Here is an 18,117-nt window from a genome sequence, read left to right as displayed (position 1 = left end):
TTGGTGTTCGACGACAAGCCGATCAGTACTCCTGCAGGCTCTCGCGCAGCGTGGTCCCGGGGTAGCGGGTGCGGAATCGTTCGCGCCGCTGTAGTTCCGGAACCAGCAGCTCGGTCATGTCGTTGAAGCAGCCCGGCGTATCGGTGGCCAGCATCATGAAGCCGTTGCAGCCGCCCTCGTCGAGATACTGTTCCATCTGGTCGGCCACATCGGCGGGAGTGCCGACCGCCACCGGCGCGCCCATCGACACACCGTAGATCTGCGCGGCCTCGCGCACCGTGACCGGCGCGCCGTCCTTGGCCTCCAGGATCGCGTCGAACAGACCGCGGATGCCCTGCACGTCTGCGTCGACGACGTTGTCGTCGAGTCCGAGCGTGGAGAAGTCGAAACCGGTGTGGCCGGATAGGATTCCGAGCGCGCTCTCGATCTGCACCTTCTCGACGAACTCGGCGTAGCGGTCGTTGGCCCGTGCCTTGTCGCGGTCGATGACCGTCTGCAGACCGTAGATCAGCTTCACCGACTCCGGGTCGCGGCCGGCGTTGTCGGCGCGCGAACGGATGTCGTCGGCGTAGGCCCGCATGCTCTTCGGCGTCGGGAAGATGCCGAACACCGACTCGGCGTGCTTGGCGGCGAAATCGCGGCCCTGCTCCGAGGATCCGGCCTGCCAGAGCACCGGCCGCTTCTGCGGCGACGGCGCGACGAAATGGCGGCCCTTGGATTTGAAGAACTCGCCCTGGAAGTCCACCTCGCGCACCTTGGCCGGGTCGGCGAACACGCCGTTCTCGCGGTCGTAGACGATCGCGTCGTCATCCCAGGAATCCCACAGCTGGTAGAGCAGCTGCATGTACTCCTCGACCACCTCGTAGCGCTTGTCGCGCGGGGTCAGGTTGTCCTTGCCCATCGCCTGGAACTCGCTCTTGGAGTACGAGGTCACGATGTTCCAGCCCACCCGGCCGTTGGTCAGGTGGTCCAGCGTCGACAGGTGCCGGGCCATCATGTACGGCGGCACAAAGGATGTCGACAGCGTGATCCCGATGCCGAGGTGCTTGGTGAACGCGCCGATGATCGGCACCAGCGCCGCCGGTTCGTGCACCGGGCACTGTCCGGCATACTTGACCACCGGATCGGAACTGCCCTTGTACGTCGTGTACGGCGCCAGCTCGTCGGCGATGAACATCGCGTCGAACAGGCCGCGTTCCATCGTGCGGCCCAGATCCCGCCAGAACTCGGGACGCGACCAGTGGTAGCCGACCTTGTCCCGGGGGTGCGCCCACATCGTCGACGCGTGGTTCATCACGCCGTGCTGGACGAATCCGAGCAGATGCGTCTTCTTCTTCGCGCTCATGCCGCTGCCTTCCGGTCGATGACGAATGCCGCGATCACCGCGACGGCCGAGCCGATCGCGAGAACCGCTGGGATGTACCAGAACACGGGACTGACGCCCAGCAGCACGATCACCGCGGTCGAGGTCACCACGGCGGCGAGCGCCTTCCAGGTGAAGGACCGGTTGTTCTCCTGCTCGAGGCCGGCGGTGTCGATCTCGGCGGCGGCGCCGGACTCCGCGAGTGCCAGCACATCACGGCGCACCCGGAAGAACGCCTGCACACCGAGCGTCACGTAGATCACGCCGACGATGCCGCCGACCACCACGGCGATCCAGAACGCGATCATCGGACCGGATCCGGTTCAGCCGAGGGGATTTCGGACGGGACGTCGTTCGAGGTGAGGGCCTCACCGCGGCGCTTGAGCGCGTCGTAGTCGAACTTCTGATTGGACAACAGGCTGATGCCGACGGCAGCCACGAGTGAAATCGCCTCCAGGGTGATGATTCCGGGGAGTTCGCCGACGAACTCACGGATGGGATAGCCGATGGCGATCGCCAGCACCAGGCTGGCCACGAACGCCGTCGAGGTCATGCGCTTCCAGAAGATCGCCAGCCCCAACGGGATGATCAGCGCGGCCTTGAGGAAGTACACGGTGTTGACCAGATCGACGTAGTCGATGCCGGAGCTCACGACGATGCCGCCGATGACACCGGCCACCAGGATCGAGGCCTTGGTGTAGCGGAACAACGACTTCGGCGCGATGTCGGGCTTGGCCCGCTTGAGGATGTCGACGGCGACCACCGAGGACAGCGCCGAGAACGCGCCGTCGATCGACGAGTAGCACGCGTTGAGGATGATCAGCACGTACAGCGCGATCAATACGATCGGCAGCCCGAGGTGGCTGATCACGTACGGCCCGATGCCGCCGGGGCCGGCGTCGCCGAGGTCGTCGAGCGTGACCCCGAATCCGAGGCCGACGAGCCCGAGCAGACCCAGCACGATCGGGATCGGGTAGAACCACATGCCCGCCCACACGAAGGTGCGTCCGGCCGTCGCGGGCTTGAGTGCCCACGCCTTCTGCCAGAACGTCTGGTCGGCCATCGTCGACGCGAGCAGGCCCAGCGCCAGGGAGATACCGAACGCGGCCGCCGCCGATCCGTCGAACGCGTCGAGCGTGTTCGCCCCCGCCTCGTCGACCTTCTGGAACACCAGGTCCGGGCCGCCGACCTTCTGCAGCACGTAGAGCACGACGATCGCGGCGGGCACGGTGATCAGCAGCGTGTTGAACGTCGCGGTGATCGCCGAGGTCCACAGGCCGCCGAAGTACGAGTACACGGTGACGGTGGCCAGCGTGACGATCAGCACCACGGTCGGGTTGATGCCGAAGATCACGCCCATCACCAGCACCACGCCGAACAGGTTGATGAAGATCTCGGCGAGCAGCCCGAGCAGCATCGCGACCAGCATCACGGTGGTCGCCGGCTTGTTCTGGAAGCGCTCGCGGATGAACTCGACGATCGTGTAGCCGGCCGGCATCTGGCGGCGCAGCCGCAGCGCGAACGGCACCATCACCATCACCGCGAGGCCGTTGGGCACGACGAACCAGATCAGTCCGGACGTGCCGAAGCTGAAGGCCTGCGCCGAGGACATCATCACCGCCATCGACCAGGTCCACACCGCGATGACCGAGCCGACGCCGAAGCCGAAGCCGATCCGGCGGTCCGCGATGACGAAGTCGTGGGTGTTCTTGACCATCGAGCGGACGGTGAACGCGACGGCGAACATGAAGACGCCCAGGCCGAGCATCAGCGCGAAGCCGATACCGGGCGAGAGGTCGGACGGGTGGAACACGGAAGCACTCCTGGAAAGACGATGAGTCGCGCAGCGGGCGAAGGGGGATGCTGCGGGTGCCCAGCGCCGGGCGCCCGCCGCGGTCAAGCGGCTGCGTCAGCTTCGACGGAGTGAGCGCTCAAGAGAAGAATTGAATTCAATGTGAGCGAAATTGTCGCGCGCGTTGTACCGGGGGTCTAGGTGCCCTCGAACTCGTTCTGGCCCAGGGTCTCGACGAATCTCGGGCCGATCAGCTCTAGTTCGCGCGCGTAGTCGGGCGCCCACGTGCCGAACGGGTGATGGGCCAGGTACTCGTTGCGGAACCGGTCGTCCTCGGACACCTCGGTGGTGCAGAACGACGGGATCGCCAGATCGACGACGGGGGTGTTGCGTTCCACCTCGGCCAGGACCAGCGGTGCGTTGCCCGCGAGGAACCGGTCGATCACCCAGCCGTCCTCGCCCAGCCACACCGACGACCGGATCTTGAGGATCACGTGGGGGGCCCGCGCCACGATCTGACCGGCGACCAGCGGGTCCAGTTCGCGTTCGGCCTCGTAACGGGTGCCGCCCGCGGCCGGACCTTTCGCGGTCATGGTGCCGATCGCGTCCTCGACGAGTGTGCTGACCAACTCGGCGGGGGTGCCGTCCAGATCGGCGGGGGCGCGGCCCTGCAGGCGCACCCGCACCGCGTAGCCGTCGGCGGCGAACAGATAGGCCTGCGCGATCAGGGCCGGACTCGGGTCCGACGCCGCGACGGCGGGCATGTCGGCGACGAAGAACTTGCGTTCGAACTCGAAGTCGCCGAAGCCGGAATCGGACATATGGCGACGTTAACTCCTCGGCGGCCGTGGAGGTGGACCTCGGGTTCGTGTCCACATTCCAAGATCTGGTAAAACTTTCTAGAGTTGAGCGGAACAGACTCAACCTTGACTGCGTTGCTAGAGGGGACAAGCATTCGAAGGGCCTGCTGTGCAGCCCTCCATACCTGAAAGGGAGGTGTCGTGGACTCGTTCAATCCGACGACCAAGACCCAGGCGGCTCTGACTTCGGCGCTGCAGGCGGCCACCGCCGCGGGCAACCCGCAGATCACGCCCGCTCACCTGTTGATGGCGCTGCTGACGCAGAACGATGGCATCGCCGCCCCGCTGTTGGAGGCCGTCGGCGTCGAACCCGCGACCATCCGTGCGGAAACGCAGCGGCTGCTCGACCGGCTGCCCAGCGTGACCGGATCGAATTCGCAGCCGCAGCTGGCGCCGCAGGCGATCGCGGCGATCACCGCGGCGACCCACCTCGCGACCGAGATGGACGACGAGTACGTCTCCACCGAGCACCTGCTGTTCGGTCTCGCGTCCGGGGACGCCGACGTCGCCAAGCTGCTCACCAGCCACGGGGCGTCGCCGCAGGCGCTGCGTGAGGCGTTCGTCAAGGTACGCGGCAGCGCCCGGGTCACCAACCCGGACCCCGAGGGCAGTTATCAAGCCCTGGAGAAGTACTCCACCGATCTGACCGCGCGCGCCAAGGAAGGCAAGCTCGACCCCGTCATCGGCCGCGATCACGAGATCCGGCGCGTGGTGCAGGTGCTGAGCCGGCGCACCAAGAACAACCCGGTGCTCATCGGTGAGCCCGGTGTCGGCAAGACCGCGATCGTCGAGGGCCTGGCCCAGCGCATCGTTGCCGGCGACGTTCCGGAGAGCCTGCGCGACAAGACCGTCGTATCGCTGGATCTCGGCTCGATGGTGGCCGGTGCGAAGTATCGCGGTGAGTTCGAGGAGCGCCTGAAGGCCGTCCTCGACGACATCAAGAACTCGGCCGGGCAGATCATCACGTTCATCGACGAACTGCACACCATCGTCGGCGCGGGCGCGACCGGCGAATCGGCGATGGATGCGGGCAACATGATCAAGCCGATGCTGGCCCGCGGTGAACTGCGGCTGGTCGGCGCGACCACCCTCGACGAGTACCGCAAGTACATCGAGAAGGACGCCGCGCTGGAGCGCCGTTTCCAGCAGGTGCTGGTCGGCGAACCGTCGGTCGAGGACACCGTCGGCATCCTGCGCGGCCTAAAGGAGCGCTACGAGGTGCACCACGGTGTGCGCATCACCGACTCCGCGCTGGTCGCGGCGGCCGCCCTCAGCGACCGCTACATCACCAGCCGCTTCCTGCCGGACAAGGCCATCGACCTCGTCGACGAGGCTGCCTCCCGGCTGCGCATGGAGATCGACTCCCGGCCTGTCGAGATCGACGAGGTCGAGCGGCTGGTCCGCCGTCTCGAGATCGAGGAGATGGCGCTGGCCAAGGAGGAGGACGCCGCGTCGAAGGACCGGCTGGAGAAGCTGCGTGCCGAACTGGCCGACAAGAAGGAAGAGTTGGCCGAGCTGACCACGCGCTGGCAGAACGAGAAGGGCGCCATCGATGTGGTGCGCGAACTCAAGGAGCAGCTGGAAGACCTGCGCGGTGCGGCCGACCGGGCCGAACGCGACGGTGATCTGGCCAAGGCCGCCGAGCTGCGCTACGGCCGCATCCCGGAGGTCGAGAAGAAGCTCGACGCCGCGCTTCCGCAGGCCGAGGCCCGCGAGAACGTGATGCTCAAAGAGGAGGTCGGCCCCGACGACATCGCCGAGGTGGTGGAGGCGTGGACCGGTATCCCGTCCGGCCGGATGCTCGAAGGCGAGACCGCCAAGCTGCTGCGCATGGAGGAGGAGCTGGGCAAGCGGGTCGTCGGGCAGAAAAAGGCCGTGCAGGCGGTCTCGGATGCGGTGCGGCGCTCGCGCGCCGGTGTCGCCGACCCGAACCGGCCCACGGGCTCGTTCATGTTCCTGGGCCCGACCGGCGTCGGTAAGACCGAGCTGGCCAAGGCGCTGGCGGAGTTCCTGTTCGACGACGAACGCGCGATGGTCCGCATCGACATGAGCGAGTACGGCGAGAAGCACTCGGTGGCCCGGCTGGTCGGTGCCCCGCCCGGGTACGTCGGCTACGACCAGGGTGGTCAGCTGACCGAGGCGGTGCGGCGGCGTCCGTACACGGTGATCCTGTTCGACGAGATTGAAAAGGCGCACCCGGACGTGTTCGACGTGCTGCTGCAGGTCCTCGACGAGGGCAGGCTGACCGACGGTCAGGGCCGCACGGTCGACTTCCGCAACACCATCCTGATCCTGACGTCCAACCTGGGCGCCGGCGGTTCGGAGGAGCAGGTGATGGCCGCGGTGCGGTCGGCGTTCAAGCCGGAGTTCATCAACCGGCTCGACGACGTGATCATGTTCGACGCGCTGAACCCGGAGCAGCTGGTGTCGATCGTCGACATCCAGCTGGAGCAGCTGGCCAAGCGGCTGGCGCAGCGCAGGCTGACGCTGGAGGTGTCGCTGCCCGCGAAGAAGTGGCTGGCCGAGCGTGGTTTCGACCCGCTCTACGGCGCCAGGCCGCTGCGCAGGCTGGTGCAGCAGGCCATCGGTGACCAGCTGGCCAGGATGCTGCTGGCGGGTGACGTGCACGACGGCGACGTGGTGCCGGTCAACGTCAGCGCGGACGGAGACTCGCTGGTGCTGGGATGAGCGCTTGCGCGAAGACCCGACAGCTGGGATGAGCGCTTGCGCGAAGACCCGACAGCTGGGATGAGCGCTTGCGCGAAGACCCGACGGCTGGGATGAGCGCTTGCGCGAAGACCCCGTCACACTTCGGTGTGGCGGGGTTTTCGCGTCCCGATCGCGCGAGAGTGCGTCCAGAGCGTGGTCGAGCGAAGAATGGCGATCTGAGCGCACTCTCGCGGGCCGGTTCGACCCGGTGACAAGTTGTGACCGGCTCGAGTTCTCGGTTCGGCGGGCTGAGAAGTTACTCTTAGGGCAATGGTCCCGCTTTGGTTCACGCTGTCCGCACTCTGTTTCGTGGGTGCGGCCGTCTTGCTGTACGTCGACCTCGACCGCCGCCGCGGCCTCGGGCGTCGCCGCAAGTCGTGGGCCAAATCGCACGGCTTCGACTACGAGCGCGAGTCCGGCGAGATCGTGCAGCGCTGGAAGCGCGGCGTGATGTCGACCGTCGGCGACGTCACCGCCAGGAATGTGGTGCTCGGTCAGATCCGCGGTGAGGCCGTGTTCATCTTCGACCTCGACGACGTCGCGACCGTGATCGCGCTGCACCGCAAGGTCGGCACCAACGTCACCGTCGACATGCGGCTCAAGGGCCTCAAGGAGCCCCAGGAGAACGACATCTGGTTGCTCGGCGCGATCGGCCCGCGGATGGTGTACTCCACGAATCTGGACGCGGCGCGGCGCGCCTGCGACCGCCGGATGGTCACGTTCGCCCACACCGCGCCCGATGTCGCGGAGATCATGTGGAACGAAGGCAACTGGACGCTGATCAGCATGCCGGTCACCAGCACCCGCGCCCAGTGGGATGAGGGCCTGCGCACCGTGCGGCAGTTCAACGATCTGCTGCGGGTGCTGCCGCCGGTGCCGACCGCTGCCACCGGGCAGCCCGTCGCCCGCCGTACCGGCTCCCCGAGCCGTCCGCTGACCCCCGCTCCGGCAGGCCGCGACGTGCCGCCGCCGGGACCGGTGCGCCGCCCCGCGCCGCAGCCGGCGCCGCCGAACGGGCGGCAGTCGCCCAACTATCAGCGATAAGTATTCTCTGGGACATGTCCCGTCCCGTCGCCCTGATCACCGGACCGACGTCCGGGCTCGGCGAGGGATTCGCCCGCCGCTACGCCGTCGACGGCTACGACCTGGTGCTGGTCGCCAGGGATGTGGCCCGACTCGAGACACTCGCCGCTGAGCTTCGTGATGAGGCAGGCGCCGGTGTCGAGGTGATCCGCGCCGATCTCGCCGACGCCGACGGCCGTGCCGCGGTGTGCGAGCGGCTGCGGGCCGGCGTGCAGGTGCTGGTCAACAACGCCGGCTTCGGCATCTCCGGTGAGTTCTGGACGGCCGATTACGACGCGCTGCAGGCACAGCTCGACGTCAACGTCACCGCGGTCATGCAGCTCACGCACGCGGCCCTGCCGTCGATGATCGAGGCCGGCCGGGGCACGGTGCTCAACGTCGCCAGCGTCGCAGGTCTGCTGCCCGGCCGGGGCTCGACCTACTCGGCGTCCAAGGCGTGGGTGGTGTCGTTCACCGAAGGCCTCGCCAACGGCCTGACCGGCACCGGCGTCGGGGTGCACGCGCTGTGTCCTGGCTTCGTGCGCACCGAGTTCCATGCCCGCGCCGGGATCGACATGGCCGGCACCGCGCCGTTCCTGTGGCTGGAGGTCGACGAGGTGGTCCGCGAGACCATGGCCGACGTCGCGAAGGACAAGGTGGTCATCATCCCGGGTCTGCAGTACAAGGCGCTCACCACCGGCGGGCGGCTGGTGCCCCGGAATGTCGTACGCAGCCTGACCAGGGTGGTCGGCAAGGGCCGTGGGCGGACCTGAGGGCCTGTGCGCGTAATCGCCATGTTGGCGGCGATCGTGTTCGCCGTGACGTCCTGCTCCGGTGACACCGCCGACCGCCGTGACGTGTTCTCCGCCCAGACCGCGACGATCGGGGAGGCCCTGCAGCTACTCGGCTGGAACATGTCGGTGACGAACCTGCGCTTCGAGGCCGAGCATGTCCTCGTCGACGTGGACGCGTCCGTCGCCGCGGAGGGGGAGCCGCACGCCGCGCCCGAGGACATCCGGTTCGGTCTGTACGGCGCGCTCGCGCACCCGCTGGAGGCGAACGGGGTCGGTGGTTGCCAGGACGTGACAACCCTTGACATCAAACCGCTTTCGGCGCCGACGCCGGACCGGATGACCGGCACGGTGTGCATCGGGCCGCTGCGGGACCAGTCGCAGGTGCGCGGCATCTACGCGTACTCGCCGCGCGAGCGCACGCCCGGGACCACCATGGCCTATCCGGCCGCGTTCCCGGTCGGGCTGCCCCCGGCGACCGGCGACGATGCCGGCCTGGCCGTGAAGACCACCAGCGTCGACGCATTCCGTGCCGACGGTGCGCAACTGGCCCCGGCCGCGCTCGGCGACCCGGCCGCGTTCCAAGGGCAGGGGTACATGCTGCTCGGTCTCGAGATCACCGGCCTGACAGAGCGGTACCGCGACGACTCGGCGCAGCGGGGTGGCCCGATGATGGTGTTCACCTCCCCGACGCGGCAGGGCAGGGGTCTGAGCCGGGCGTGCGACGTGTACGGCTCCTCGGTGCTGGTGCTGCCCGACGAGTCGCGCGACGGCGTCCGCGTCGACGTGTCGCTGTGCACGCAGGGCGAGATCAACCACGCCCTGCTCTACGCGACGGTGTCGCTGGCGGGCACCCGTGCCGGGCTGTGGACCACCTCCGATGGCTGAGCCGCCCGACGAGCTCCCCGGCCCCACCGAATGGGGTGGCGGAACCGGCGTCGGTCCGTGGCAGGGCCCGCTGCCCGACGACCCGCGTTACGACCGGGAGTTGTTGCGGGCGGGGGACACCCGCAATGTCGTCGACGCGTACCGGTACTGGACGCGGGAGGCGATCATCGCCGACATCGACACCCGCAGGCACCCGTTGCACGTCGCGATCGAGAACTTCGGAAACGACGCGAACATCGGCGGAGTGGTGCGCACGGCCAACGCGTTCGCGGTGGACACCGTGCACATCGTCGGCCGGCGGCGCTGGAACCGGCGCGGCGCGATGGTGACCGACCGCTACCAGCGGCTGCGCCATCACGACAGCACCGCCGAACTCCTCGAGTTCGCCGCGGGCGCCGGGTTGTGCACCGTCGCCGTGGACAACGTGCCCGGCGCGGCCCGCCTCGAAGAGGTCAGCCTGCCCCGCGACTGCCTGCTGATCTTCGGCCAGGAAGGGCCCGGCATCACCGACGACGCGAAAGACGGCGCCGCGCTAACGGTTTCGATCGCCCAGTTCGGGTCCACCCGCTCCATCAACGCTTCGGTCGCCGCGGGCATCGTGATGCACGCCTGGATCCGCGAGCACGCCGACCTCGGCAGCGCCTGGTGAGGCGGCGGCCGTAGCCGGCCGCAGCACCCACCAGACCGCGACCGCGGCGGTCAGCATCAGCGCGGCGCCCACGCCGGCGGACACCGTGAGGCCGTGCGTGAACGAGCTTTTCGCGGCCTCGAGCAGTGCGCCCTGCTGATCGGCCGGAAGCGTGTGCGCCACCTGGATCGCGCTCGGCAGCGAATCGCGTGCTTTCTCCGCGGCCGCGGCGGGGATCCCCGGTGCGACCACGACCGTGCGGTACACCGCGGTCAGGATCGAGCCCAGCAGCGCGATACCCAGGGCCATGCCGAGTTCGTAGGCGGTCTCGGAGACCGCCGCGGCCGCGCCCGCGCGTTCCTTCGGCACCGTCGTCAGGATGATGTCGCTGGCGACGGTGAACGCCAGGCCGAGGCCCACGCCGACGACGAACAGCGAAATGCCCAGCGGGGCATACGGAGTCAGGGGAGCGAACACGATCAGCGAGGTCATCAGCGCGGCCATCGCGACGCCGACGAGAGCCAGTCCCGCGGCGAGCACGCTGCGGTGCGAGAAGTAGCGCACCGCGACCCCGGCGAGCACGCCGAACACCGTCGCGGTCACCGCCGCGGGCAGTTCGGCCAGCCCGGCCTTCAGCGGGCCGTACCCGTGCACCAGCTGGAAGTACTGCGACAGGAAGAACACCAGACCGGACAGCCCGAGCACCGCCAGCAGGTTCGCCGCGACCACCCCGGAGAAGCGCGGATTCGCGAGCAGTCGCACGTCGATCAGCGGATGCGGCAGTCGCAACTGGCGGCGCACGAACAGCGTCAGCGCGATCGCGCCGAGCACCGCCGCGGCCGGGACCTCGATGCCGATGCCGTGGGAGAACCCGGTGAGGCCCTCCTTGAGCGCGTAGACCACGCCGAGGATGCCGATCATCGACAGGGCCACGCTGGGCAGGTCCCAGGGCCCGGGATCGGTGGTGTGGTGCTCGGGCAGCAGCACCAGCCCGCCTGCGAGCAGCACCACCATCACCGGGATGTTGATCAGGAACACCGATCCCCACCAGAAGTGTTCCAGCAGAACGCCTCCGACCACTGGGCCCAGCGCCGCCCCGGCCGAGAACGCCGCGGCCCAGATCCCGACCGCGACACTGCGTTCGCGCTCGTCGGGGAACAGGCCGCGGATCAGCGCGAGGGTCGACGGGGCCAGCGTCGCACCCGCCACACCGAGCAGGGCGCGGGTCGCGATCAGCGCCTCCGGGGTGCCCGCGTACGCGGTCAGGGCCGAGGCTGCCGCGAATGCCGTTGCACCGCAGAGTAGTAGCCGCTTGTGGCCGATCCGGTCGCCGAGGCTGCCCATGCTGATCAGCAGCGAGGCGAGCACGAACGAGTAGATGTCGCCGATCCACAGCAGTTGGGTCGCGGTGGTGCCCAAATCGGCGCTGATGAACGGGGTGGCCAGCGAGAGCACCGTGCCGTCGATGCCGATGATCAGCACGGCCAGGGTCAGCACGCCGAGGGCGAACCACCTTCTGCTCATGTCTTCACTCCGTGAAGGCGGTTCATGAGGTTGTCACTCCGTTGAGTAGTAGGTCGATGATCAATCGGTCGAAGTCACGGGCGGCGGCCCGGCCGGCGCGGATGCACCACGCCGTCCCGCCGGCGAGGCTGTAGAAGGCCTCGGTCAGCCAGGCCGCGGGCAGTTCGGGACGGAACTCGCCGTCGCGCTGGCCGCGCAGGAACAACTCGGTGATCGCGGTGTCGATCTCGTCCCACGCCTGCAGCGTCGAGTCGAAGTCGAGGTCCTGGCTCTGGCTGTACAGCAGCGCCAGGTACGGCGAGACCGGCTCGCACGCGGTGACCAGTCTGCGCAGCGCGTCGGCCGCGGGCCCGTCGTCGAGGCGGACGTCGGCCAACACCTGGCGCATCTCGGCGATCGCGAGCTCCTCCAGGGCGGTCATCAGCGCGACCCGGCCCGCGAAATGGCGGTGCAGGGTCGCGCGGCTCACCCCGACCGCGGCCGCGATCTCGTCCTGCGTCGCGTTGGGGCGGCGGCCGAGGAAATCGGCGGCAGCGCGCAGCAGCTCTTCCCGGGACGACATGAAACGACTGTATCTCAGATGAGACATATTTGTCTCATGGCTGTGGGGCCGTCCATAGGGCAGGATCAACGCCATGGACCAGATGTGGGCCAACCGCGCCGCAAGCGCCGAAGCCGCCATCACCACACGTCACCTCAGGCGGCTCTGGGGGCTGCCCGGAACCCAGCTCGGCGTGGTGGCCTGGCCCGCGACCACCCGGCAGCGGCGGTTCGGCACCTGGCACTACTGGTGGCAGGCCCACCTGCTGGACAACCTCGTCGACGCGCAGCTCCGTGACCCCGACCCGACGCGCCTGGCCAGGATCACCCGCCAGATCCGCGGGCACCGGCTGCGCAACGTCGGCCGGTGGACCAACAGCTATTACGACGACATGGCCTGGCTGGCGCTGTCGCTGGAGCGCGCACAACGTTGCACCGGCGTCGGGCGCCCGCGGGCGCTGGCCACCCTGACCGAGCAGTTCCTGACCTCATGGGTCCCCGAGGACGGCGGCGGCATCCCGTGGCGCAAGCAGGACCAGTTCTTCAACGCGCCGGCCAATGGCCCCGCCGCGATCTTCCTGGCCCGGCACCTCTCGTCGCTGGGCGAACCCCTGCGCCGTGCCCAGCAGATGGCCGACTGGATCGACGAGACCCTGATCGACCCCGACACCCACCTGGTGTTCGACGGCATCCAGGGCGGTTCCCTGGTCCGCGCGCAGTACACCTACTGCCAGGGAGTGGTGCTCGGCGCCGAGACCGAACTCGCGGCACGCACCCGCGACCCCCGGCACGCCGCCCGCGTGCACCGGCTCGTCGCGGCGGTCGCCGAACACATGGCGCCGAACGGGGTGCTCAAGGGCGCGGGCGGCGGCGACGGGGGACTGTTCCACGGCATCCTCGCCCGCTACCTGGCGCTGGTGGCGACGGCACTGCCCGGCGACGCCGCCGAGGACGCGGCGGCGCGCGACACCGCGCGCGAACTGGTGCTCGCGTCGGCCCGGACGGCGTGGGACAACCGTCAGAGCGTCGACGGGCTGCCGCTGTTCGGAGCCTTCTGGGAGCGAGCGGCCGAGATCCCGACCGCCGGCACCGCGGACGCGCAGTTCGTCGAGGGCGCGGTCAACTCCTCGGCGATCCCCGAGCGGGATCTTTCGGTGCAGCTGGCAGGTTGGATGCTTATGGAAGCCGCGTGCGTTGTGACCGCAGGTGAGCGTGACTGACCCGGTCCGGGCCGATCCGGCTGCCCAGCGCGGCTTTCCGCTGCTGCCGTCACGGCTGCGCCGGGGCAGCAAGGCCACCAAGACCACCGACAACTCCGCGGCAGCGCTGCTGCTGACCTTCACCGTCATCGCCATCCTGTGGGCGAATTCGCCCTGGGCGCATACCTATTCGGCGCTGCTGGACACCCACGTCGGGGTGATGATCGGCACCCACCACTTCGAGATGACGGTCAAGCACATCGTCAACGACGGGTTGATGACGTTCTTCTTCTTCATCGTCGGCCTCGAGGTGACCCGCGAGTTCACCGTCGGTGAGCTGACCGACCGCTCCAGGGCCGCCGTGCCGGTGGTCGCGGCCGCCGCCGGGCTGGTGCTTCCCGCCGTGGTCTTCCTCGCGTTCAACCCGTCCGGTGAGAACGCGCACGCGTGGGGCGTGGTGATCTCCACCGACACCGCGTTCCTGGTCGGCGCGCTGGCGATCATCAAGCCGATGTTCCCGGCGCGGGTGCGGCTGTTCCTGCTCACCCTCGCGGTCGTCGACGACGTCGGCGCGCTGATCGCGATCGCGGTGTTCTACTCCGACAGCATCCAGGTCGGCCCGCTGGTGGTGTCGGTAGCGCTGATCGCCGCCCTTGCGCTGGTGCGGTATCTGCCCGCCGCGCACGGCCCGGCCTACGCGGGTCTGGGGGTGTCGCTGTGGATCGCGCTGTACCTGGCGGGCATCCACCCGACGCTGGCCGGGGTCGCCGTCGCACTGCTGATCCCGGTGTTCACCCCGGAGCGTCGCCCCGTGGAGAAGGCGGTCGAACAGATCCGCGCGTTCCGGCAGTCGCCGAACTCGCAGTACGCGCGTGCGGCGAGCCGGTCGCTGCGCGAGTCCATCTCGATCAACGAGCGGCTGCAGACCGCTGTCGGCCCGACCGTGTCGTTCGTGATCCTGCCGCTGTTCGCGTTGGTCAACGCCGGCGTGCTGCTGGACGCGCAGTCGCTGTCCACGGCGCTGCGCTCACCGCTGACCTGGGGCATCGTCGCCGGTCTGGTGCTGGGCAAGTTCTTCGGCATCACCGGCGCGACCTGGCTGATCCGCCGCACCGGTCTCGGCCAGTTGGCACCGGGGCTGACACTGCGCCGGATCGCCGGCGGCGCGGCGCTGTCGGGGATCGGCTTCACGATCTCGTTGTTCATCGTCGACATCGCGATCGACGACCCGGGCCGGCAGGACCAGGCCCGTATCGGCGTGCTCGCCGCTTCGGTGATCGCGTTCGCGCTGGGCTGGGCGATCTTCCGGCTCACCGACCGGCTCAGCCCGCCCGAACCGGTCGGCATGAAGCTGCTGCGGCCGATCGACCCGGAGCGCGACCATGTCCGCGGCCGCGCCGACGCGCCGCTGACGCTCGTCGAGTACGGCGACTTCGAGTGCCCGTTCTGCAGCCGGGTCACCGGCGCCATCGACGAGGTGCGCGCGCACTTCGGCGACGACCTGCTCTACGTGTGGCGGCACTTCCCGTTGGAACGGGCGCATCCGCGCGCGTTCGACGCCGCCCGGGCCAGTGAGGCGGCGGCACTGCAGGGCAAATTCTGGGAGATGGCGCACGAGTTGTTCGAGCATCAGGACGATCTGGAGTGGTCGGACATCTACCGCTACGCGGTCGCGGTCAACTGCGACATCGAGCAGTTCGACCAGGACGTGCGGGTGCATGCGAAGAAGGTGCTGCACCGGGTGACCGACGACGCCGAGGACGCCGAGGAGATGGATCTGAACGCGACGCCGACGCTGTTCGTCAACGGCAAGCGGCACAGGGGGCCGTGGGATGCCGCCAGTCTGATCCGCGCGCTGGAGCAGGCGCGCGGTTAGCTCGCCTGCTCGCCGGCTTCCATCGGCGGGGTGGGGATGCCCGCCTGCTTGGCGGCCTTACGGCGCTTGTACCACTCGAACGCGATCGGCAGCACGGACACGATGACGATCGCGATCACGATCGGCTCGAGCAGCTTCTGGATGATCTCGATACGGCCCAGCCAGTAGCCGAGAAGCGTCAGGCCGGCACCCCAGACGACGGCGCCGACGGCGTTGTAGATGGTGAACACCGCGTAGTTCATCTTCGCCGCACCGGCGGTGATCGGCGCCAGCGTGCGCACGATCGGCACGAAGCGCGCGATCACGATCGCGAACGGGCCGCGCTGTTCGAAGAACAGATGCGCCTCGTCGAGGTAGCGCTGTTTGAGGAACCGCGCGTTCGGTTTGAACATGGCGGTGCCGACGTTGCGCCCGATCCAATATCCGACCTGCGCGCCGAGGATCGCCGCGATCGGGATGAACAGCAGCAGCTGCCACAGCTGGAAGTTGACCTGTGCGGTGTTGCCCTCCGCCGACTGCGCCGAGATGCCCGCCGCCAGCATGCCCGCGACGAACAGCAGTGAGTCGCCGGGCAGCACCGGGAACAGCACGCCGGACTCGACGAAGACGACCACGAGAAGGCCGATCAACGCCCAGGTGCCGAAGTAACTGAGGAGGTTGATCGGGTCAAGGAAATCGGGCATCAGCGCGAGATTGTCGACGACCACGGTTTTCAAGGGTACCGGCGGCGTATCCGGCTTAGGCTGGGCCATGCCCACCGACAAGCCCACCCACGTGGCCGTCCACGTTGCCGCCGCCGACGCCGAACTCACTCTCGTCGAGGTCGAAACCCAGCCGCCACCGCCCGGTCACGTCCGTCTCGCGGTCAAGGCGTGCGGGGTGTGTGGCACGGATCGGGAGTTCCACGCCGGCCATTTCCCCGGGATGCAATGGCCGCTGACGCTGGGGCACGAGATCGCCGGGACCGTGGCCGAGGTCGGCGACGGCGTCGAGGACTTCTCGGTCGGCGACCGCGTCGCCGTCGGCTGGTTCGGCGGCAACTGCAACCGCTGCGTGCCGTGCCGCAGGGGCTTCTTCATGCAGTGCGAGCGGCTGCAGGTGCCGAGCTGGCACTACCCGGGCGGCTACGCCGAGTCGGTGACGGTGCCGTGGACCGCGCTGGCGCGGATCCCCGACGGGTTGTCGTTCGCCGAGGCGGCGCCGATGGGCTGCGCCGGGGTGACGACGTTCAACGGGCTGCGCCAGACCCGCGCGAAGGCCGGTGACCTGGTCGCCGTCCTCGGTGTCGGCGGGCTCGGACACCTCGGGGTGCAGTGGTCGCGGGCGATGGGATTCGAGACGGTCGCGATCGCGCGCGGCACCGGTAAGGCCGACGAGGCCGTCGCGCTGGGCGCCCACCACTACATCGACTCCACCGCCCAGGACGTGGCCGCGGAGTTGCAGAAGCTGGGCGGGGCCGCGGTGGTGCTGGCCACCGCCAACAACGCGGCCGCGATGGCGGCGACCGTCGGCGGGCTCGGCCCGAGCGGTGAACTCGTGGTCGTCGGCGTCACCGGCGAGAACCTGCCGATCAGCCCGCTGGACCTGATCAACAACGGACTGTCGGTGGTCGGGCATCCGTCGGGCACCGCGCGCGACGTCGAGGAGACGCTGCACTTCGCGCTGCTGTCGGGGGTGCGGGCCCAGATCGAGGAGCAGCCGTTGGCCGAGGCCGCCGAGGCGTTCGCGGCGATGGATGAGGGCCGCGCCAGATACCGCCGGGTCCTGACGGTGTGATCATGCGCGGAACTTGACATACTTTCCCCAACGCCGGTCGAGAGGAACGCCATGCCCATCGCCACCCCCGAGGTCTACGCCGAGATGTTGGGCCGCGCCAAGGAACATTCGTTCGCGTTTCCCGCGATCAACTGCGTCGGCTCGGAGAGCGTCAACGCCGCCATCAAGGGTTTCGCCGACGCCGGCTCTGACGGGATCATCCAATTCTCCACCGGCGGAGCGGAATTCGCGTCCGGGCTCGGTGTCAAGGACATGGTCACCGGTGCGGTCGCGCTCGCCGAGTTCGCGCATGTGATCGCCGAGAAATACCCGATCACCGTCGCGCTGCACACCGATCACTGCCCGAAGGACAAGCTGGACACCTACGTGCGCCCGCTGCTGGCGATCTCGGCGGAGCGGGTGCGGGCGGGCGGCAATCCGCTGTTCCAGTCGCATATGTGGGACGGTTCGGCGGTGCCGATCGACGAGAACCTGTCGATCGCCCAGGAGCTGCTCAAGCAGGCCGCCGCGGCCAAGATCATCCTGGAGATCGAGATCGGCGTCGTCGGCGGTGAGGAGGACGGCGTCGAGGCTGAGATCAACGACAAGCTCTACACCACGCCCGAGGACTTCGAGAAGACCATCGAGGCGCTCGGCACCGGCGAGCACGGCAAGTACCTGCTGGCCGCGACGTTCGGCAACGTGCACGGCGTCTACAAGCCGGGCAACGTCAAACTCAAGCCCGAGGTGCTCGCCGAAGGACAGCGGGTCGCGTCGGCCAAGCTCGGCCTGCCCGAGGGCTCCAAGCCGTTCGACTTCGTATTCCACGGCGGCTCAGGCTCGTTGAAGTCCGAGATCGAGGATTCGCTGCGCTATGGCGTGGTCAAGATGAACGTCGACACCGATACCCAGTACGCGTTCACCCGGCCCATCGCCGGCCATATGTTCGCCAACTACGACGGGGTGCTCAAGGTCGACGGCGAGGTCGGCAACAAGAAGGTCTACGACCCGCGCAGCTACTTCAAGAAGGCCGAGGCCTCGATGAGCGAGCGGGTGGTCGAGGCGTGCAACGACCTGCACAGCGCGGGCCGGAGTGTGTCCGCGGGCTGAGGCCCGGCGGGGGACCCGGC

Annotated in this window: 16 protein-coding genes; 9 read left to right on the top strand and 7 right to left on the bottom strand. The window is 68.7% G+C overall.

Features of this window, described 5'->3' with window-relative positions:
* Positions 1-22 precede the first annotated feature (22 nt).
* From NTM_RS04215 to NTM_RS04200, 4 genes are all read right to left on the bottom strand, one after another.
* Positions 23-1,345, bottom strand: a complete 1,323-nt coding sequence (locus NTM_RS04215; protein ID WP_104861705.1) for an LLM class flavin-dependent oxidoreductase — start codon at positions 1,343-1,345, stop codon at positions 23-25.
* The gene (locus tag NTM_RS04210; RefSeq protein ID WP_104861706.1) at positions 1,342-1,671 is read right to left on the bottom strand and encodes a hypothetical protein; all 330 of its coding nucleotides are present in this window, start codon (positions 1,669-1,671) and stop codon (positions 1,342-1,344) included. Before NTM_RS04210 ends, NTM_RS04215 begins: the two co-directional genes overlap by 4 nt.
* Positions 1,668-3,176: a sodium:solute symporter family protein gene (locus NTM_RS04205; protein ID WP_179963879.1), complete on the bottom strand. Its 1,509-nt coding sequence runs from the start codon at positions 3,174-3,176 to the stop codon at positions 1,668-1,670. The genes NTM_RS04210 and NTM_RS04205 overlap by 4 nt, the downstream gene beginning before the upstream one ends.
* Positions 3,177-3,352: 176 nt before the next feature.
* A complete protein-coding gene (locus NTM_RS04200; protein WP_104861707.1) occupies positions 3,353-3,976 on the bottom strand; it encodes a CYTH domain-containing protein in 624 nt (207 codons plus the stop codon).
* Positions 3,977-4,156: 180 nt separating this feature from the next.
* Between NTM_RS04200 and clpB the strand changes: the two genes are divergently transcribed.
* The 5 genes from clpB (at position 4,157) to NTM_RS04175 (ending at position 10,114) form a co-directional block, all read left to right on the top strand.
* Positions 4,157-6,703, top strand: a complete 2,547-nt coding sequence (gene clpB / locus NTM_RS04195; protein ID WP_104861708.1) for an ATP-dependent chaperone ClpB — start codon at positions 4,157-4,159, stop codon at positions 6,701-6,703.
* A gap of 291 nt (positions 6,704-6,994) precedes the next feature.
* Positions 6,995-7,768, top strand: coding sequence for a trehalose monomycolate transport factor TtfA (gene ttfA / locus NTM_RS04190; RefSeq protein WP_104861709.1), 774 nt, complete (start codon positions 6,995-6,997; stop codon positions 7,766-7,768).
* A gap of 14 nt (positions 7,769-7,782) precedes the next feature.
* The gene (locus NTM_RS04185) at positions 7,783-8,559 is read left to right on the top strand and encodes an SDR family NAD(P)-dependent oxidoreductase (protein ID WP_163765546.1); all 777 of its coding nucleotides are present in this window, start codon (positions 7,783-7,785) and stop codon (positions 8,557-8,559) included.
* Positions 8,560-8,580: 21 nt separating this feature from the next.
* Positions 8,581-9,465, top strand: a complete 885-nt coding sequence (locus tag NTM_RS04180) for a hypothetical protein (RefSeq protein ID WP_104861711.1) — start codon at positions 8,581-8,583, stop codon at positions 9,463-9,465.
* Positions 9,458-10,114: a TrmH family RNA methyltransferase gene (locus tag NTM_RS04175; RefSeq protein WP_104861712.1), complete on the top strand. Its 657-nt coding sequence runs from the start codon at positions 9,458-9,460 to the stop codon at positions 10,112-10,114. The genes NTM_RS04180 and NTM_RS04175 overlap by 8 nt, the downstream gene beginning before the upstream one ends.
* On the opposite strand, the gene NTM_RS04170 is transcribed toward NTM_RS04175, so the two are convergent.
* Positions 9,998-11,617, bottom strand: a complete 1,620-nt coding sequence (locus tag NTM_RS04170) for an MFS transporter (protein WP_163765545.1) — start codon at positions 11,615-11,617, stop codon at positions 9,998-10,000. The genes NTM_RS04175 and NTM_RS04170 overlap by 117 nt on opposite strands.
* A gap of 22 nt (positions 11,618-11,639) precedes the next feature.
* Positions 11,640-12,179, bottom strand: coding sequence for a TetR/AcrR family transcriptional regulator (locus NTM_RS04165; protein WP_104861713.1), 540 nt, complete (start codon positions 12,177-12,179; stop codon positions 11,640-11,642).
* Positions 12,180-12,252: 73 nt separating this feature from the next.
* Here NTM_RS04165 and NTM_RS04160 point away from each other — a divergent pair, with 73 nt between their 5' ends.
* Positions 12,253-13,377: a glycoside hydrolase family 76 protein gene (locus NTM_RS04160; RefSeq protein WP_163765544.1), complete on the top strand. Its 1,125-nt coding sequence runs from the start codon at positions 12,253-12,255 to the stop codon at positions 13,375-13,377.
* Complete coding sequence (nhaA, locus tag NTM_RS04155; RefSeq protein WP_435405025.1) at positions 13,370-15,232, top strand: Na+/H+ antiporter NhaA; 1,863 nt, start codon at positions 13,370-13,372, stop codon at positions 15,230-15,232. Before NTM_RS04160 ends, nhaA begins: the two co-directional genes overlap by 8 nt.
* Here the strand turns inward: nhaA and NTM_RS04150 are convergent.
* Entirely contained in the window at positions 15,229-15,915 is a 687-nt protein-coding gene (locus NTM_RS04150; protein WP_104862160.1) for a DedA family protein, read from the bottom strand. The two genes, nhaA and NTM_RS04150, sit on opposite strands and share 4 nt — an antisense overlap.
* Positions 15,916-15,982: 67 nt before the next feature.
* Between NTM_RS04150 and NTM_RS04145 the strand changes: the two genes are divergently transcribed.
* Positions 15,983-17,008 carry an alcohol dehydrogenase catalytic domain-containing protein gene (locus tag NTM_RS04145; RefSeq protein ID WP_163765543.1) on the top strand — a complete coding sequence of 342 codons (1,026 nt, stop codon included), beginning with the start codon at positions 15,983-15,985 and terminating at the stop codon, positions 17,006-17,008.
* Between the two features lie 51 nt (positions 17,009-17,059).
* Positions 17,060-18,097 (top strand): class II fructose-bisphosphate aldolase, encoded by a 1,038-nt coding sequence (gene fbaA, locus NTM_RS04140; protein WP_163765542.1) that lies wholly within the window; start codon positions 17,060-17,062, stop codon positions 18,095-18,097.
* The last annotated feature ends 20 nt before the right edge of the window (positions 18,098-18,117 follow it).

Source organism: Mycolicibacterium parafortuitum (assembly GCF_010725485.1).
GTDB lineage: Bacteria > Actinomycetota > Actinomycetes > Mycobacteriales > Mycobacteriaceae > Mycobacterium.
Note: the sequence above shows the minus strand (reverse complement) of the source record. Positions and strands in the feature narration are given on the sequence as shown.

Coding starts and splice junctions, on each gene's coding strand:
- NTM_RS04215 (WP_104861705.1), bottom strand. CDS start 1,345: ATGAGCGCGAAGAAGAAGACGCATCTGCTCGGATTCGTCCAGCACGGC.
- NTM_RS04210 (WP_104861706.1), bottom strand. CDS start 1,671: ATGATCGCGTTCTGGATCGCCGTGGTGGTCGGCGGCATCGTCGGCGTG.
- NTM_RS04200 (WP_104861707.1), bottom strand. CDS start 3,976: ATGTCCGATTCCGGCTTCGGCGACTTCGAGTTCGAACGCAAGTTCTTC.
- ttfA (WP_104861709.1), top strand. CDS start 6,995: ATGGTCCCGCTTTGGTTCACGCTGTCCGCACTCTGTTTCGTGGGTGCG.
- NTM_RS04185 (WP_163765546.1), top strand. CDS start 7,783: ATGTCCCGTCCCGTCGCCCTGATCACCGGACCGACGTCCGGGCTCGGC.
- NTM_RS04180 (WP_104861711.1), top strand. CDS start 8,581: ATGTTGGCGGCGATCGTGTTCGCCGTGACGTCCTGCTCCGGTGACACC.
- NTM_RS04175 (WP_104861712.1), top strand. CDS start 9,458: ATGGCTGAGCCGCCCGACGAGCTCCCCGGCCCCACCGAATGGGGTGGC.
- NTM_RS04170 (WP_163765545.1), bottom strand. CDS start 11,617: ATGAGCAGAAGGTGGTTCGCCCTCGGCGTGCTGACCCTGGCCGTGCTG.
- NTM_RS04165 (WP_104861713.1), bottom strand. CDS start 12,179: ATGTCGTCCCGGGAAGAGCTGCTGCGCGCTGCCGCCGATTTCCTCGGC.
- NTM_RS04160 (WP_163765544.1), top strand. CDS start 12,253: ATGGACCAGATGTGGGCCAACCGCGCCGCAAGCGCCGAAGCCGCCATC.
- NTM_RS04150 (WP_104862160.1), bottom strand. CDS start 15,915: ATGCCCGATTTCCTTGACCCGATCAACCTCCTCAGTTACTTCGGCACC.
- NTM_RS04145 (WP_163765543.1), top strand. CDS start 15,983: ATGCCCACCGACAAGCCCACCCACGTGGCCGTCCACGTTGCCGCCGCC.
- fbaA (WP_163765542.1), top strand. CDS start 17,060: ATGCCCATCGCCACCCCCGAGGTCTACGCCGAGATGTTGGGCCGCGCC.